15 protein-coding genes and 1 other RNA gene are annotated in these 13,503 nt (G+C 72.2%); 8 read left to right on the top strand and 8 right to left on the bottom strand.

Annotated features, from left to right (window positions below; all coding sequences use genetic code 11):
• Position 1: 1 nt before the first annotated feature.
• Positions 2-991: an SCO2278 family lipoprotein gene (locus AB0C36_RS21760; protein ID WP_358356404.1), complete on the top strand. Its 990-nt coding sequence runs from the start codon at positions 2-4 to the stop codon at positions 989-991.
• Between the two features lie 105 nt (positions 992-1,096).
• Here the strand turns inward: AB0C36_RS21760 and AB0C36_RS21755 are convergent, their stop codons facing one another.
• The 3 genes from AB0C36_RS21755 to AB0C36_RS21745 all read right to left on the bottom strand — a co-directional run bounded on the left by AB0C36_RS21755 (position 1,097) and on the right by AB0C36_RS21745 (position 2,816).
• Positions 1,097-1,804 (bottom strand): bifunctional DNA primase/polymerase, encoded by a 708-nt coding sequence (locus AB0C36_RS21755; RefSeq protein ID WP_358356402.1) that lies wholly within the window; start codon positions 1,802-1,804, stop codon positions 1,097-1,099.
• A 478-nt stretch (positions 1,805-2,282) separates the two neighbouring features.
• Entirely contained in the window at positions 2,283-2,525 is a 243-nt protein-coding gene (locus tag AB0C36_RS21750) for a chaplin (protein WP_358356400.1), read from the bottom strand.
• An 87-nt stretch (positions 2,526-2,612) separates the two neighbouring features.
• Complete coding sequence (locus AB0C36_RS21745; protein ID WP_358356398.1) at positions 2,613-2,816, bottom strand: hypothetical protein; 204 nt, start codon at positions 2,814-2,816, stop codon at positions 2,613-2,615.
• Positions 2,817-2,886: 70 nt separating this feature from the next.
• Between AB0C36_RS21745 and AB0C36_RS21740 the strand changes: the two genes are divergently transcribed.
• The gene (locus AB0C36_RS21740; protein ID WP_358356396.1) at positions 2,887-3,021 is read left to right on the top strand and encodes a hypothetical protein; all 135 of its coding nucleotides are present in this window, start codon (positions 2,887-2,889) and stop codon (positions 3,019-3,021) included.
• Positions 3,022-3,090: 69 nt separating this feature from the next.
• On the top strand, positions 3,091-3,660 hold the full coding sequence (locus AB0C36_RS21735) for a hypothetical protein (protein WP_358356394.1): 570 nt from the start codon (positions 3,091-3,093) through the stop codon (positions 3,658-3,660).
• Positions 3,661-3,830: 170 nt separating this feature from the next.
• On the opposite strand, the gene AB0C36_RS21730 is transcribed toward AB0C36_RS21735, so the two are convergent.
• Positions 3,831-4,958: an LLM class flavin-dependent oxidoreductase gene (locus tag AB0C36_RS21730; RefSeq protein ID WP_358356392.1), complete on the bottom strand. Its 1,128-nt coding sequence runs from the start codon at positions 4,956-4,958 to the stop codon at positions 3,831-3,833.
• A gap of 513 nt (positions 4,959-5,471) precedes the next feature.
• On the opposite strand from AB0C36_RS21730, the gene AB0C36_RS21725 reads away from it, so the two are divergent.
• The gene (locus AB0C36_RS21725) at positions 5,472-5,819 is read left to right on the top strand and encodes a winged helix-turn-helix transcriptional regulator (RefSeq protein ID WP_358356438.1); all 348 of its coding nucleotides are present in this window, start codon (positions 5,472-5,474) and stop codon (positions 5,817-5,819) included.
• Positions 5,820-5,829: 10 nt separating this feature from the next.
• Here the strand turns inward: AB0C36_RS21725 and AB0C36_RS21720 are convergent, their stop codons facing one another.
• Together AB0C36_RS21720 and AB0C36_RS21715 are read right to left on the bottom strand one after the other, a co-directional pair.
• The gene (locus AB0C36_RS21720; RefSeq protein WP_358356389.1) at positions 5,830-6,384 is read right to left on the bottom strand and encodes a carboxymuconolactone decarboxylase family protein; all 555 of its coding nucleotides are present in this window, start codon (positions 6,382-6,384) and stop codon (positions 5,830-5,832) included.
• Between the two features lie 180 nt (positions 6,385-6,564).
• On the bottom strand, positions 6,565-7,215 hold the full coding sequence (locus AB0C36_RS21715; RefSeq protein WP_358356387.1) for an SDR family NAD(P)-dependent oxidoreductase: 651 nt from the start codon (positions 7,213-7,215) through the stop codon (positions 6,565-6,567).
• Between the two features lie 284 nt (positions 7,216-7,499).
• On the opposite strand from AB0C36_RS21715, the gene AB0C36_RS21710 reads away from it, so the two are divergent.
• The 3 genes from AB0C36_RS21710 (at position 7,500) to AB0C36_RS21700 (ending at position 10,240) form a co-directional block, all read left to right on the top strand.
• Positions 7,500-8,396 (top strand): LysR family transcriptional regulator, encoded by an 897-nt coding sequence (locus tag AB0C36_RS21710; protein ID WP_358356386.1) that lies wholly within the window; start codon positions 7,500-7,502, stop codon positions 8,394-8,396.
• 170 nt (positions 8,397-8,566) lie between these two features.
• Positions 8,567-8,842, top strand: a complete 276-nt coding sequence (locus tag AB0C36_RS21705; protein ID WP_358356384.1) for an early set domain-containing protein — start codon at positions 8,567-8,569, stop codon at positions 8,840-8,842.
• Between the two features lie 117 nt (positions 8,843-8,959).
• A complete protein-coding gene (locus tag AB0C36_RS21700; RefSeq protein WP_358356382.1) occupies positions 8,960-10,240 on the top strand; it encodes an MFS transporter in 1,281 nt (426 codons plus the stop codon).
• 396 nt (positions 10,241-10,636) lie between these two features.
• On the opposite strand, the gene rnpB is transcribed toward AB0C36_RS21700, so the two are convergent.
• Both rnpB and AB0C36_RS21690 read right to left on the bottom strand, forming a co-directional pair.
• Positions 10,637-11,039: RNase P RNA component class A (gene rnpB, locus AB0C36_RS21695), an RNA gene on the bottom strand.
• A gap of 24 nt (positions 11,040-11,063) precedes the next feature.
• Entirely contained in the window at positions 11,064-12,494 is a 1,431-nt protein-coding gene (locus tag AB0C36_RS21690) for an RNB domain-containing ribonuclease (RefSeq protein WP_358356380.1), read from the bottom strand.
• Positions 12,495-12,699: 205 nt separating this feature from the next.
• Here AB0C36_RS21690 and yaaA point away from each other — a divergent pair, with 205 nt between their 5' ends.
• Positions 12,700-13,497, top strand: coding sequence for a peroxide stress protein YaaA (gene yaaA / locus AB0C36_RS21685; protein ID WP_358356378.1), 798 nt, complete (start codon positions 12,700-12,702; stop codon positions 13,495-13,497).
• Positions 13,498-13,503 lie beyond the last annotated feature (6 nt).

Raw genomic sequence — 13,503 nt, 5'->3', positions numbered from 1 at the left:
CATGCACCGAGTCCTCCGAGTACGCCGAATATCCAGAGCCGCCCCGGCGCTTGTGCTGTCGCTCGTGCTGGGCGCGGCCGCGGCCGGCTGTGTGTCCGTCGACGGCAAGACCGCCCGCGTGGCGCCGCTGGACCAGCGCGAGGCGGCGCGCGTGCTCGCCGACTTCGACGCCCGCAACAACGAGGTCTACGCGAAGCGCGACGCCGCCCTGAACGCCGAGATCGAGACCGGTTCGGTCGGTGCGATCGACCAGGCGTCGCTGCGGGTCATGGCGTTCGGCGACCCGGAGCACAAGCGGCAGATCCCGGCGTTCACGCACGACAAGCCGACCTTCTGGATCCCGCGCACGGTCGGCTGGCCGAAGTGGTTCGCCGTGCACAACACGCCGTCGTACGCGAACGCCCGCCCGATGCTGCTGGTGTTCGGCAAGGACGGCCCGGACGCACCGTGGCGGGCTACCTGGGGGCCGACGCTGCGCGCGGGCGCGGCCTTCCCCGAGCCGCACCGCGACAAGGACGGGTACGTCGAGCAGCTGCCGCTGGACGCGCCGGGCCTGGCAGCCCTCCCCCGCGACACCGCGGCGGCGCTGACCGGCTACCTGACGGACGGGCGTTCGTCCGCGGAGTTGTTCGCGCCCGGGCCGCACACGAGCGAGGCGCGCAAGCTGCGCGAGGAGCCCGTGCAGAACGGCTACGTACGGCAGTTCGTGGACACCCCGGCGGCGCAGTACGCGCCCCTGGCGATCCGCACCGCCGACGGCGGCGCGCTGGTGCTGTTCGCCGTGACGCACAGCATGAAGCTGACGGTGCAGCCGCCGAACACCCTCGGCGAGGTGGAGCCCGCGCAGCAGGCGTTCCTGGCGGCGAAGCCGAAGCGGTCGGTCACCGAGCACAAGTTGGCGGCGTACGCGGCACTGGTGCCGCTCGCGGGGGCCGGCAAGGTGCAGGTGGTCGCGACCATGTCGGGCGTCGTGGGTGCCGAGGGCGAGTGACGGAACAGCGGGAGCAGCGAGAAGGACCGGGACCGGGAAGGACCGCGAAGGACCGGGAGGAACCGACGGAACTGGAGGGCCTGGGCAGGAAAGTGGCCCCCGGGGTCACATGCCCATGAGCCAGCGGGAGTCGGTGGCCGTCGCGCCGACCGTGTCGCACGCGTCGGTCAGCACGTCGAGGACGCGCAGCGGGTCCGGCAGCGGCGTCTCGGGGCCGCGGATCCAGCGCATCTGCTCGCCCGACGGGTGTCGGGACGGCGGCAGGAGCACATAGCTGCCGCGGCAGTGCCAGCGCAGGCCGGGGTGTTCGTCGAGGGTCTCGGGGTGGCAGTCGAGTTCGCAGGGCCACCACTCGTCCTCGTCGACGGGGGTGCCGCGCGTGGCGGTGAAGAACAGGTGCCGGTCGGGGCCGCAGGCGGCGACCGGGCCGACCTCGGATCCGAGGGCTTGGAGGGCCAGTTCGCCGGCCTGTGCGGGGACGTCGAGGACGTCGTGCGCGACACCGGTGGCGGTGACGAAGTTGGCGTCCGGATGGCGCTCGAGCCAGCGGGTGACCTGGACGACGTCGGTGGTGGCCTGGGTCTGCCAGGCGAACGAGACGGGGTGCATGCCGGGCGACGGACAGCCGACGCGGTCGCACGAACAGCCGTATTCGAGGGGGTGGGCGGCGGGGCAGACGGGCCAGCCGAGGCGTACCACGTCGAGGATGAGGTCGGCCCGCAGGTCGCGTCCCGCTCCCGGGTCCTCGCGCTGCACGCGACGCAGCCATCCGGCCACGCGGGCCCGCTTGCCGATGCGATCCGTACGGTCCATGGCACCCCTTCTTCCGCCTACTGACCTTGGTCTCCCGACGCGCGGCTTCACCGTGAACGCGGCGTCACCGTGAACAACGTGGGAGAACGACGAAGGCAATCCCCATCATCGCGGTTCTCGGGGCCGTCGGGCCGGGTCGGGTGCCGAGGTGACCGGATTGCGATCGAAGAGCTGCATCCGGTCACCACACTTGGGCGCTTCGATACCGATTTAGGTTTCGAAAGTGTCCGGATCAGGTCCTCGTTCAAGTGTCCGATACGCGCGCACATTCCCGTGCCCGGGGTCGGACCCGCTCGCGCCCCGCTCCCCGGAGGTCGACGAATGCCGGGAGCCGCGTGCTCGAAGTCCACTCGAAGGTCCAAGTGTCCGGGGTCGCGGCCCGAAACGCGAGCGGCCCCGCTCCCGGCGTACCGGGAGGCGGGGCGCTTGTCGCGGCCGTCCGCGGCCAAGGAGGCAGGCCGCGGTCCGGCAGGACGGCTCAGCCGTTGTTGATGCACGTGTTCCCGAAGGCGGGGTTCAGCGCGCCGATGACGTCCACGCTGTTGCCGCAGACGTTCACCGGAATGTGCACGGGGACCTGGACGGCGTTGCCGGACAGGACACCGGGCGAACCGACGGCCGCGCCGTCCGCCTCGGAGCTGGCGTGGGCGGCACCGGTGCCCGCGGCCACGACGCCGCCGGCGACGGCGACGAGAACGGCCGCCTTCTTGATGTTGTTCACAATTCCTCCACGAAATCGCTGCCGATGGGGTTCGGCAACGTGCTCAACGACGCACCTCATGGAGAGAAACGCGAGAGTTGTCCTGATTCACCCGTTCATCCGAGGCATCGCGGCCGCCTCCGGCGTCGGGTCGTTGTCGGTGGTGTTGCCCGCCTTGACCATGAAGCAGCCCAGGCAGTACTTCGACCAGGGCTTTCCCGGCACGTACTCCCCGTTGTACTTCCACGCGTGCGGGACTTCGTCGTGGCAGCGGAACGGCCACGCGTTACGCCATCCGTTGTCATCGTCCACGGGTACTCCAGCGCCGTGAGGGGTCCTAGACTCACCGTAACGGCCGTGGACGCGGACGGAGGACGTTCCCATGGAGTGCGGCGTGTGCGGGGGCCGGAAGGGTTACTTCCGGATCGTCACCGAGGTCAGAGACGGCAAGGTCGTCGAACGCCGCGAATGGGTCGACTGCTCGACCTGTCGCGGCACCGGCCAGAGTCCGGTCTGACTTCGCGACGCCCACCGCAAGCCGGGAAAGGCGTTGCCCGACGCACCGGTACGCCGCGAGCATGGCCGCATGGACGGCACCGCGGCGGCCGGGGCGCAGACACCGGCGGAAATGTCGGCGTTCGGAGTGGTGGCCAACGTGCGCTCCGAAACCGCCCAGGGCGAGGGCGGCCTCGACATCCGCAGGGGCCTGCGGCACTTCTCCGGCGGGGCCAAGGTGTGGGTACTGCCCCCGCAATGGGGCGACGGCGGCGAGAAATTGTTCGTCGTCGGACGCCACCGGGGCAACCGCACCTCGTACATCCGCATCGTCATCGAAAGCCGCCACCTCGAGAACTTCCGGGTCAGGGGCATCTACAGCCCCGCACTCCTACGCGCCATGACCCGACCGGGGCGCGGCGAACGCGACTATCCCGGGCACCCCTTGTGGCGCGACCGCGAAGCGGCCGAACGCTTCGCGGCCGCGCGCAACGTGGAGAAGATGCAGGCGGTCTCCCCCGAGGGCATCACGCTGGCGTGGGTCCCCAACCCCCCGCCGCTGGACCTCGACGCCAAGGGCCGCATCTGGCACCTGGCACACCTCAACAACCGCCGGGCGCTCTACTCCCCGCTCGAACCTCCGGAGGAACCGGTGTTGTGAGGTCTGGGGAGGGTGGCGGGAGAGGAGGCCTGCGGCCGGATGCCTGGTGTCTATGCCTGGTACCTGATGCCTGGTACCTGATGCCTGGTACCCGATGCCCGATGCCCGATGCCCGGAGCCTGGTACCGAGAGCCTGGTGCCTGGTACCGAGAGCCTGGTGCCTCGGGCCGCTATGCCGCCGCGTCGCGGGTGGCGGCGAGCAGCGCGTGCAGCCGCGGGACGACCTCCTCGCCCACGCGGTACGCCTCCTCCAGATGCGGATAGCCGGACAGCACGAACTCGTCGATGCCCAGCCCGTGGTACTCCGCCAGCCGGGCCGCGACTTCGTCGTGCGAGCCGACGACGGCGGTGCCCACGCCTTCGCGTACGAGCCCGATCCCGGCCCAGAGGTTGGGCGCCACCACGAGGTCGCGGACCGAGGCGTCGTGCGCGCCGCCGTGCAGGGCGGCCATGCGCGCCTGCCCGGTGGAGTCCATCGCCGCGAAGCGCGCCTGGCTCGCACGGACGGCCTCGGGATCGAAGCGGGACTGGATGCGTTCGGCCTCAACCCAGGCTTCGGCGGAGGTGTCGCGCGAAATGACGTGCACGCGCAGCCCGTACCGGAGTGAGCGGCCTGCGGCGCCGGCTCGCTCGCGCAGCCGCGTGATGCGGTCGGCAATCGCGGACGGCGGTTCACCCCAGAGGAGTTGCACGTCCGCCCGGCGCGCCGCCACGTCCTCGGCGGCGGGCGACGCACCGCCGAAGTACAGCGGCACGGGGAAGCCGACGCTCGGATCCACCAGTTGCGCTCCGTCGATCCGCACATGCCGGCCGGTGAAGTCCACGCGCTTGCCGTCGAGCAGGTCACGCAGCACTGCCATGGTCTCGTCGGTGCGTTCGTAGCGCGCGTCGTGGTCCAGGTCGTCGCCGTACGCCCGCTGCTCGGCCGGATCGCCGCCGGTCACCACGTTCAGGCGTACGCGCCCGCCCGCGAACCTGCGGAAGGCGTCCGCCTGTTGGGCGATCAGCGTGGGGCTGGCGAAGCCGGCGCGGAAGGCCACCAGGAACCCGATCCGGTCGGTGTGCTGCGCAAGTGCCGCCGTCAGGATCCACGGGTCGACGCAGCCCAGGCCGACCGGGGTGAGCAGCGCGGTGAAGCCGGACTGCTCCGCGGCCCGGGCGACCTGGGACAGGTAGCCGATGTCGGCGGGGCGTCGGGTGGCGGCGCCGGTGCGGCCTTGAACGGCGGTGACACCGCCGGGGTCGCGGCCGTCGCCGCCGGTGGGCAGGAACCAGTGGAACAAGGGGGCTGGCGACATGCGGTGATCCCGGGAGTCATGGGCGGATGGGAGCGGCGCGCCCGCGTGGGTGGACGCGGGGCGGCGTACGACCGGCGGCGGGGCAGGTGTGGCTGCGGCTCTGGGTGCGGCGCGGGTACGGCGCGCGAACGCGCACGTGTGAGTGCGGCTGTGAGTGCGGCTGGAACCGGCGTCGGCGGAAGTGGCGTGCTGCGTCAGATGCGGGCGGCACGCAGAGAGTGGGCCCGACACGCCATGGTCGCGACACGCATCAGATCCACGTGGCGTCGCGAGACGAGGTCAAGGGCCATGCCGCCATCCTGGCCGCCGGTTTTCCGGCGCGGCAAGAGTGTCTCGGATGCTGGTACACATGGCGACAAGTCGTCCGCCTCTATCCTGCATCCGGCGTACGAAGGAAAGTCGGCCGGGCGAACAGGAGGACAGGCGATGGCAGCACGCGGTCCGCATCCGGGTTCGCATCCGAGCCCGCGTCCGGGTACGCCGGTGCGCGGTTCGACGTCGGGGCGCCCCATGATGGCCGCCCTGGACCTGCTCGGTCGCCGCTGGGCGCTGCGGGTGTTGTGGGAACTGAGCCTCGACCCGGCCGGGTTCCGCGAGTTGCAGCGGCGCTGCGAGGGCATGTCGTCGAGCGTCCTGAGCACCCGCCTGAGCGAACTCGCCGACGCGGGGCTCGTCGAGTCGGGCGACGACAGCTATCGACTCACGGCTTTGGGACGCGAGTTGGTCGACGCGCTGGGGCCGTTGACCGCGTGGAGCGACAAGTGGGCGCGGCAGATGGGCGCAGCCGAGGCCGACGGAGCCGGTACCAGCGCCGACACCGGTACTGGCACCGGCACCGAGGCGGGTCGCCCGCGGCGGTGACGCCGACGCCCTACGTGCCCGGGTACGGCGTACTCCACGGCTCGGACTCCAGGCGCAGGCCGTTCGCGAGGTAGGCGACGGTCCGGTACCAGCCGCAGAGCACCAGGAACTCGAGGATCTGGTCCTCGTCGAAGTGCGCGGCCAGGGCCTGCCATGCCGGGTCGGAGAGGGCGGCCGTACGGTGCAACTCGTCCGCGGCGCCGAGCAGCGCGGCCTGACGCGGAGACCAGCGGGGGTCGTCCGGCGGAGCCGTCACGGTCGCGGCCAGCAGGTCCGCGGTGAAGCCGACGGCCTCTCCGAAGATCGCCGCGTGCACGCTCCACTCGTACCGGCAGGCGGAGCGGGCGCACACACGGGCGACCACCAGTTCCCGGTCGGCCGCGGGGAGTTTGCCGTGGGCGAGCAGTCCGGCACCCAACACCCGCATGCGTGAGGCGAGTTCCTCGTTGCGCAGCAAGGTGCGGAAAAGCAGGAGCGGTTCCTTGTCCACCCCGCCCATCCAGGCCGTGAGGGCGTCGCCGACGCCGGGCTCGTAGGGCGGGGAGAGCGGAGCGATGCGGGGCACGGGACGACCTCCTGCGCTTCGAATTCAGAATCACTCGACGCGCCCAGCCTATGCTTCTGATTCAGAAGCGCAAGGGCATCCGACTCCCCGGGCTTCCGACTTCAGCTCCGCAGTTCCCGTTTCCGGCTCCCCGCTTCCGGCTCCCCCGCCTGCCGAGTGCGCGCCCCGGCGGTCGGCCGCTCAGCGGGCGAACAGGACTTCCCGTTCCCACTCCTCGGGCGACTGCCGGTACAACTCCCAGTACAGGTCCGCGATGTCGTCGGGGTCGTACGCCGTGCCCGTCCTGACCTCGCCGGCCACCGTGACGGTCGCCACGTGGACGCCCGAGGGTCCGAGTTCCTGCGCCAGCATGTCCGCGGCAGCGCGTACGCCCGCCTTGCCGAGCGACAGGCTGACGTGGCTCGCGAGCGGCTGCGGCATGCCCCCGGTGATCAGGAACGCACCGCCTCCGGTCGCGGCCATCCGAGGGCCGAGGTGTGCAGCGGCGGTCAGCGCGCCGACGACGTTGACCGCCAAGGTCGCGAGGAATTCGTCGGAAGCCAGTTCGCCGAGCCGGTCCGCGCGGATCAGTCCGGCGTTGTAGACGACCGCGTCGGGCACCCCGTGCGCCTCGACCGCGGCGTCCAAGGCGGCACGCAGGCCCTTCTCGTCCGTGGCATCGGCGGCGAAGGCCACCGCGCGACCGCCGTCCGCGCGCACCGCGGCGGCGACCTCGTCCGCCGCGGCCGGGCGACGGGCGACGACCGCGACGGGAAGTCCCTCGCGGCCGAAGCGACGGGCCACGGAGCGGCCGATCAGCGGTCCCGCTCCGACGATGATCAATCCGGACATGACTCCTCCTGGGCAAGGCTGGCTCGTTCAACAACAGTTCGGCGGCTGTGCGGCGAGGGAGCAGCGGCTCTTCGAGGACAGTTCCACGGCGAGCAGCGGCGGCCATGCAACCGACCGCGCAGCACGTCCAGCCAGGCAGCACGTCCCCGGCCAGGCAGCACGTTCGACCGCGCCGCCTCGGAACGACCCGGAGAACCGGACCGCCGACCTTCGACAGCTACCATCTCGCCGTTCCTCCCTTAAGACAAGCGCAAAGATCTGCACGGAGCGTTAAGCTCCGCTGCATGCTTGATGTGCGACGCATGCAGGTGCTCGAAGCCGTCCTGGCCGAGCGGTCCATCACCGCGGCCGCCCGGCGCCTCGGGTACACGCCCTCGGCGGTCAGCCAGCAGATCGCCGCGCTGGAGCGCGAGGCCGGGCTGCCACTGCTGGAACGTACGGCACGGGGCGTACGGCCGACCGAGGCGGGGCAGTTGCTCGGCGAATGCGCGGCGGCCGTGGGCGCGCGGGTGAGCGAGGCCGAAGCCCTGCTGGCCGATCTGCGCTCCGGCCGCTCCGGCCGGGTCTCCGTCTGCTACTTCGCCAGCGCCGGGGCCGCGTTGGTCGCCCCGGCCGTCGCCGCGCTGCGCCGCACTCGTCCCGGCATCCACGTGGACCTGCGGCTCACCGACCCGGCCGATCCGCTGCCCGAGGTCCGCGAGGGACGGGCCGACCTCGGTCTCGTGATGCGCGCGGGCGGACCGCCGTCCGAGGACGGGGTGCGCTTCACGTACCTGCTCTCGGACAGCTACCGCGTGCTGCTCCCCGCCGAACACCCGCTCGCGGCGCACGAATCGCTCGCGCTCGCCGACCTCGTCGGCGAGCCGTGGGTCGGCAGCGCCTGGCAGGGGCCGTGTATGGACGCGGTCCTCGCGGTGTGCGCCGCGGCCGGGTTCCGCCCCGAGTTCACGGTGCGGTCCGAGGACTACGTGACCGCACAGGCCTTCGTCGCCGCCGGGCTGGGCATCAGCGTGGTCCCGGGCATCGGCCTCGGCGACCGGGTGCGCGAGGGTGTGGTGGTCCGCGACCTGCGCGACGCCGAGGCCGTCCGCGGCGTGTACGCGGCCGTCCGCAGCACAGCGCCGGACCACCCGGCGCTGGCCGCGATGTCGGACGCGCTGCTCCGCGTCGCGTCGGCCTGACCGGCCCCTGCGCGTTCCTCCGGGCCGAGCCGCCGTTTGGCGGAATCACCGCGCGCCGCGCCCGCAATGGGCGGTCGTTCGGCCGGGGGCACGGCAGCATGTCGGCCAGTCGGCACGGGTCGGACCGACCGTCCGTCCGTGTACCCCCTCCCGAAAGGAGTCCGCCGGCGATGCTGGAGCGCACCCGTTTGAAGGACAAGGTCGACGTCACGTTCATCCTGCCCGGCGACCTGCCCTCGGGCCCGGTCAGCGTGGTGGGCGACTTCAACGCGTGGGAGCCCGGCGTACACACGCTTGCCACCCGCAAGGACGGCACCCGTGCCGTGTCCGTCCAGGTCCCCGCCGAACAGCGGGTGTACTTCCGCTACTTGGCCGACGGCGGGCACTGGTTCGACGACGCGGACGCGGACGGCCACGACGGGCGCAACGGCTACATCGACAACTGACCTGCCCAGCGGCACATTCGTCATCCGACATCCGATTTGCGCAGCCGATCGAGCGCCGCGGCCGGTGCCGCGGCGCGACGGCCCGGTCGGCGGTGATCGGACGGTTAGGTTGCCCGGATGCAATCTGGCTCTCCGTGGCGCATACCGGGGTTCCGTCCATTGTTCGCCGCGAATGCGACGAGCCATCTGGCGACGGACATCGCGTACGTGGCGATCCCGCTCGTCGCCGTCACCTCGCTCGACGCGGGCACCGCGCAAGTCGGCCTGCTGGGTGCCCTCGGGGCCGTCGCGTTCGTCGCATTCGGGCTGCCCGCCGGAGTCTGGATCGACCGCCTGCCGCACCACCGGGTCCTCGTCGCCGCGGATGTGGCGCGCACACTGCTGCTGTTGTCGGTCCCGGTCGCCTGGTGGGCGGACGTCCTGACCTTCACCCAACTGTGCGTGGTGGTGCTCCTCAACGGCACGGCCACGGTCTTCTTCAACGTCGGCGCGCAGTCGATGCTCCCCGGCATCGCTTGCCACGGCAACCTGCTCAGGGCCAACACCCTCATCTACGGCCTGATGGCCACCGGCCTCATCGCGGGCCGCGCGGCAGGCGGCGGGCTGGTCCAACTGCTGGGCCCGGCAGCCGCGGTCGGGGGCGCCGGGGTCGCGTACCTGGTCTCCGCCCACCAACTCGCCCTGCTCCCCAGGGTCCGCGCCGCGACCGTCCCCGCGACCGCCCCACAATGCGAACCGCAAACCGAAGCGCACACCCCCGCCACCCACCTACGCCGCGACGAACTCGTCGCGGGCTTCCGGCACGTCTTCGGCCACCGCGAACTGCGTCCGCTCGCCACCACCGTCGCACTGACGAACCTCGGCGCCCAGATGATCAACACATTGCTGCCGGTGCTCTTCACCCGAGGCCTCGGCCTCCCCGCGGCGGCCCTCGGCCTGATGTGGGCGCTCAGCGGCGTCGGGAACCTCCTCGGCGCCTACCTCGCCCGTCCCGTCGCCGCGGCCTTCGGCTTCGGCCCCACTCTCGGCCTCACCGGCCTGTGGCTCGCCCCCTGGGCACTCCTGATCCCCCTGATCGACAGCGGCCCCTGGCTCTGCGTCGCCGCACTCGGCTGGCTCCTCGCCACCACCAAGATGGGCTTCGACAACGTCCTCGGCATCAGCCTGCGCCAGGTCCGCACGCCGACGGCCCTCCAGGGCCGCATGAACGCCACCGTCCACATCGTCTTCACCGGCGCCATGGCCATCGGCTCCGCCGCCGCAGGCCTCATCGCCCGCTTCGCCGACCTCCGAACCGCCCTGTGGACGGCGGGCATCGTCCTCGCCACCGCCTTCGTCCCCGTAGCCCTTTCCCCCATACGCAAACTCCCCGCCTTCCCCGCCCCCCTCCCCCAGTGACCCCACTCGGCACCGTCCAAGTCACCCCTCCACGACCCTCAACTGCGGTACGAATCCGCCGCAACAGCTCCCGCGCTTCGTCGCAGAGCAGCGACCGCGGCCTTGTTCGCTGGTCCCGCTGGCCGGAGACAAGCGCCGAGCGCAGCACGGCCGGAGACAAGCGCCGAGCGCAGCACGGCCGGAGAAGTGGCTGGGGCACGGCACCCCCGCCTAGTCGCTGGGGAGGTACACGCACGTCATACCGAGGTCCGGTGACTGGGCATCGCCGCAATCGGCGAGTGGCCGGCGCACGTCAAGGCAGCTCAGCCAACGGAGTGTTTTTGTCCCCGGATTCTCCACGGTTGCTTCAGGGACGTCGGAGACGCAGGCGTCTGCCCTGGTCAGATGTACAGGCGGCGGAAGAGTCGGCCTGTACGCCGGGTTCTGTGGCCGCTCGGACCTCGCGGTCCGGGCGGTGGCGGCCATCCATCTACGACCGGCGTTGCCGCCGGCCTCTAGCGGTCTACCCGCAGGCTCGGGCGGGCAGCCCTCGAACGCCTGCGCAGGAGCCTGTCGGCTCCCTCTTGACCTTGCTCCAGGTGGGGTTTACCTAGCCGCCCGAGTCACCTCGGGCGCTGGTGGTCTCTTACACCACCGTTTCACCCTTACCAGGTGTCCGAGGACGCCTGGCGGTCTGCTTTCTGTGGCACTGTCCCGTGGGTTGCCCCAGGTGGGCGTTACCCACCACCCTGCCCTGTGGAGCCCGGACGTTCCTCGGCGGGACCCCGGAGGGCCCCGACGCGGCCGCCCGGCCGGCTCTTCCGCCGCGCCCCCAGCCTAGCGGTCAGGCCGGGGCGAACCGTACGCGGCGCTTCGCCGGGTCGGCCTCGGTCAGGCGTACGCGCACCGCCGAGCCGAGCTTGAGGCCGGTGCCGGAGAACTTGGCGCGCACCGCGGGCTCGCGCAGTTGCACGGTGCCGGCGTCGCCCTTGTCGTTGAGGTCGACGACCACCGCGTCGAACTCCTCGCCGACGTGGGGACCGAGGACCGCCGCCTCGACCAGGTCGACGGCCTCGCGCTCGACCTCGTGGGCCCTGCGGTCGCCCGCCTCCATGGTCTTGGGCAGGTCGGGCAGGCGGCCCAGCACCCAGTCGGGCACGTCGTCGCCCGCGATCACACTCAGGCAGACCTCGGCGGCGAACCGGTCCACAAGGCGGCGCAGCGGGGCGGTCACGTGGGCGTACTCGTCGGCGACCGCGGCGTGGGTGGCCAGCTCCGGGACGCCCGCGTCGAAGGCCGTGTAGCCCGCGCCGCGCAGCAGTCCGGTGGATTCCTGCAGGAATGCGGCGTGGTTGGGGAGGCCGGGGTCGATGCGGTGGATCACGTCGCCGTACGTCGCGCCGTCCGGCCAGTCCACCTCCAGCGCCCGCGCGACGCGCCGGAGTTGTTCGAGGGCGCCGGGCGGGGCGTCCGGGAGGGTGCGGAGGATGCCGACGCCGGCGTACGCCATGAGGTCCGCGGCGGCCATCCCGGTCAGGAGGGAGATCTGCGCGTTCCACCCCTCGACGGCCGGCGGCGCGCGGAAGTCCAGCTCCCAGGTGTCGCCGCGCTGCACGATCTCCTGCTCCGGGATCGGCAGGCTGACGCCGCCGCGCTCGCGTTCGACGCGCTCGCGCAGGAGGCCGATCTCGCGCAGGAGCGCGAGCGGTTCGTCGGTCCGGTCCGGCGGACCCGCGTCGATCAGGCGCTGTGCCTCGAAGTAGTCGAGACGGCGGCGGCTGCGCACAGTGGCGCGCCGTACGTCGGTGGCGGTCAGCTCGCCGCCCGCGTCGAGGTCGAGCGTCCACAGCACGGCCGGGCGGTCCTGGCCGGGCAGCAGGCTCGCGGCGTTCTCGGACAGCGCCGGAGGGTGCAGCGGTACGCGCCCGTCGGGCAGGTAGAGCGTCTCGACGCGCTTCATGGTCTCGGCGTCGATCGCGCCGCCCGGCACCACCCACGACGCGACGTCGGCGATGGCGTAGTTGACGCGGTAGCCGTCGCCGCGGCGTTCGAGGTGCATCGCCTGGTCGAGGTCCATCGACTCCGCCGGGTCGACGGTCAGGAAGGGGATGCCGGTCGCGTCGTCGCCGGTGAGCCGCGGGGTCGCGCGCTCGGCCTCGGCGAGGACCTCAGGAGGGAACGCGTCCGGCAGACCGAGGTCGGCGCGCAGGGCGGCGAATCCGGCGCGGAGGCGCGCGCCGTCGGCGGCGTTGAGGTGCATGTTCCGTCGGGGCACGGGCCGAGCTTAGGCCCTGCGCTGCGGGATTCGGCCGGATTCGCCCCGGTTCCATCGGGGGCCGACTGCCTCCGCAACCGGTCGGCCGGCCTCCTCACCTGCGGATTCCGCGGCCGGGTCCGGAGCATGGGCGCGTCATGATTCACCGTCCCGGGCGCGTCATAGGGTAGGGCGCATCATCCGCGCGTCGCTGGGAGTTCCGTCCGTGCTCGTCCTGCTGCCGCCCTCGGAAGGCAAGGCCTCCGGGGGCTCCGGCCCCGCGCTCGACCTGGCCGGGCTCTCCCTTCCCGGGTTGACCCAGGCCCGGGAGCGCGTGATCGACTCGCTGGTGACCCTGTGCGAGGGCGATGAGATGAAAGCCCTCGAAGTGCTGGGCCTGGGCCCGAAGCTGCGCGGGGAGGTGCTGCGCAATCTGGAGCTGCGCGAGGCACCGACGCTGCCGGTGGCGGAGCTGTACACGGGGGTGCTGTACGACGCGCTCGCACTCGGCACGCTCGACAAGGCCGCGGCCAGGCGGGCGTCCCGGAGCATGCTGGTGTTCTCGGGCCTGTGGGGCGCGCTGCGGCCGACGGATCGGGTGCCGCCGTACCGCCTGTCGATGGGTGTGCGGCTGCCGGGGCTGGGCGCGCTGCCCGCGCTGTGGCGTACCGCGCTGGACACGGCGTTGCCCGAACTCGCGGGCGGCGGGCTGGTGCTGGACCTGCGGTCGTCGGCGTACACGCCCGCGTGGCGGCCGACGGGTGCGGTGGCGGGCCGTACCGCGACGGTACGCGTGCTGCACGAGCGCGAGGTGGACGGCGTCGTCCGCCGCACTGTCGTCAGCCACTTCAACAAGGCGACGAAGGGCCGGCTCACCCGGCAGTTGCTGGAGGACGGGGCACAGCCGAGGACTCCCGCGCAACTGGCCGACACGTGGCGCGACCTGGGTTGGACGGTCGAGGCCCAGCCTCCGGCGAAGCGCGGTACGCCGTGGGCGCTCGACGTCGTCGTCTCCGAGATCTGATCCCGC

Origin of the sequence: Streptodolium elevatio, from assembly GCF_040649515.1 — a bacterium.
Lineage (GTDB): Bacteria > Actinomycetota > Actinomycetes > Streptomycetales > Streptomycetaceae > Yinghuangia > Yinghuangia elevatio.
This window is presented reverse-complemented; position numbering and strand designations above follow the sequence as displayed.

Bases quoted from the DNA above. Each gene is read 5' to 3' on its own strand.
- AB0C36_RS21700 (WP_358356382.1), top strand. From the start codon at position 8,960: ATGCAATCTGGCTCTCCGTGGCGCATACCGGGGTTCCGTCCATTGTTC.
- AB0C36_RS21740 (WP_358356396.1), top strand. From the start codon at position 2,887: ATGGAGTGCGGCGTGTGCGGGGGCCGGAAGGGTTACTTCCGGATCGTC.
- AB0C36_RS21710 (WP_358356386.1), top strand. From the start codon at position 7,500: ATGCTTGATGTGCGACGCATGCAGGTGCTCGAAGCCGTCCTGGCCGAG.
- AB0C36_RS21715 (WP_358356387.1), bottom strand. From the start codon at position 7,215: ATGTCCGGATTGATCATCGTCGGAGCGGGACCGCTGATCGGCCGCTCC.
- AB0C36_RS21705 (WP_358356384.1), top strand. From the start codon at position 8,567: ATGCTGGAGCGCACCCGTTTGAAGGACAAGGTCGACGTCACGTTCATC.
- AB0C36_RS21730 (WP_358356392.1), bottom strand. From the start codon at position 4,958: ATGTCGCCAGCCCCCTTGTTCCACTGGTTCCTGCCCACCGGCGGCGAC.
- AB0C36_RS21755 (WP_358356402.1), bottom strand. From the start codon at position 1,804: ATGGACCGTACGGATCGCATCGGCAAGCGGGCCCGCGTGGCCGGATGG.
- AB0C36_RS21735 (WP_358356394.1), top strand. From the start codon at position 3,091: ATGGACGGCACCGCGGCGGCCGGGGCGCAGACACCGGCGGAAATGTCG.
- AB0C36_RS21760 (WP_358356404.1), top strand. From the start codon at position 2: ATGCACCGAGTCCTCCGAGTACGCCGAATATCCAGAGCCGCCCCGGCG.
- AB0C36_RS21725 (WP_358356438.1), top strand. From the start codon at position 5,472: ATGGCCGCCCTGGACCTGCTCGGTCGCCGCTGGGCGCTGCGGGTGTTG.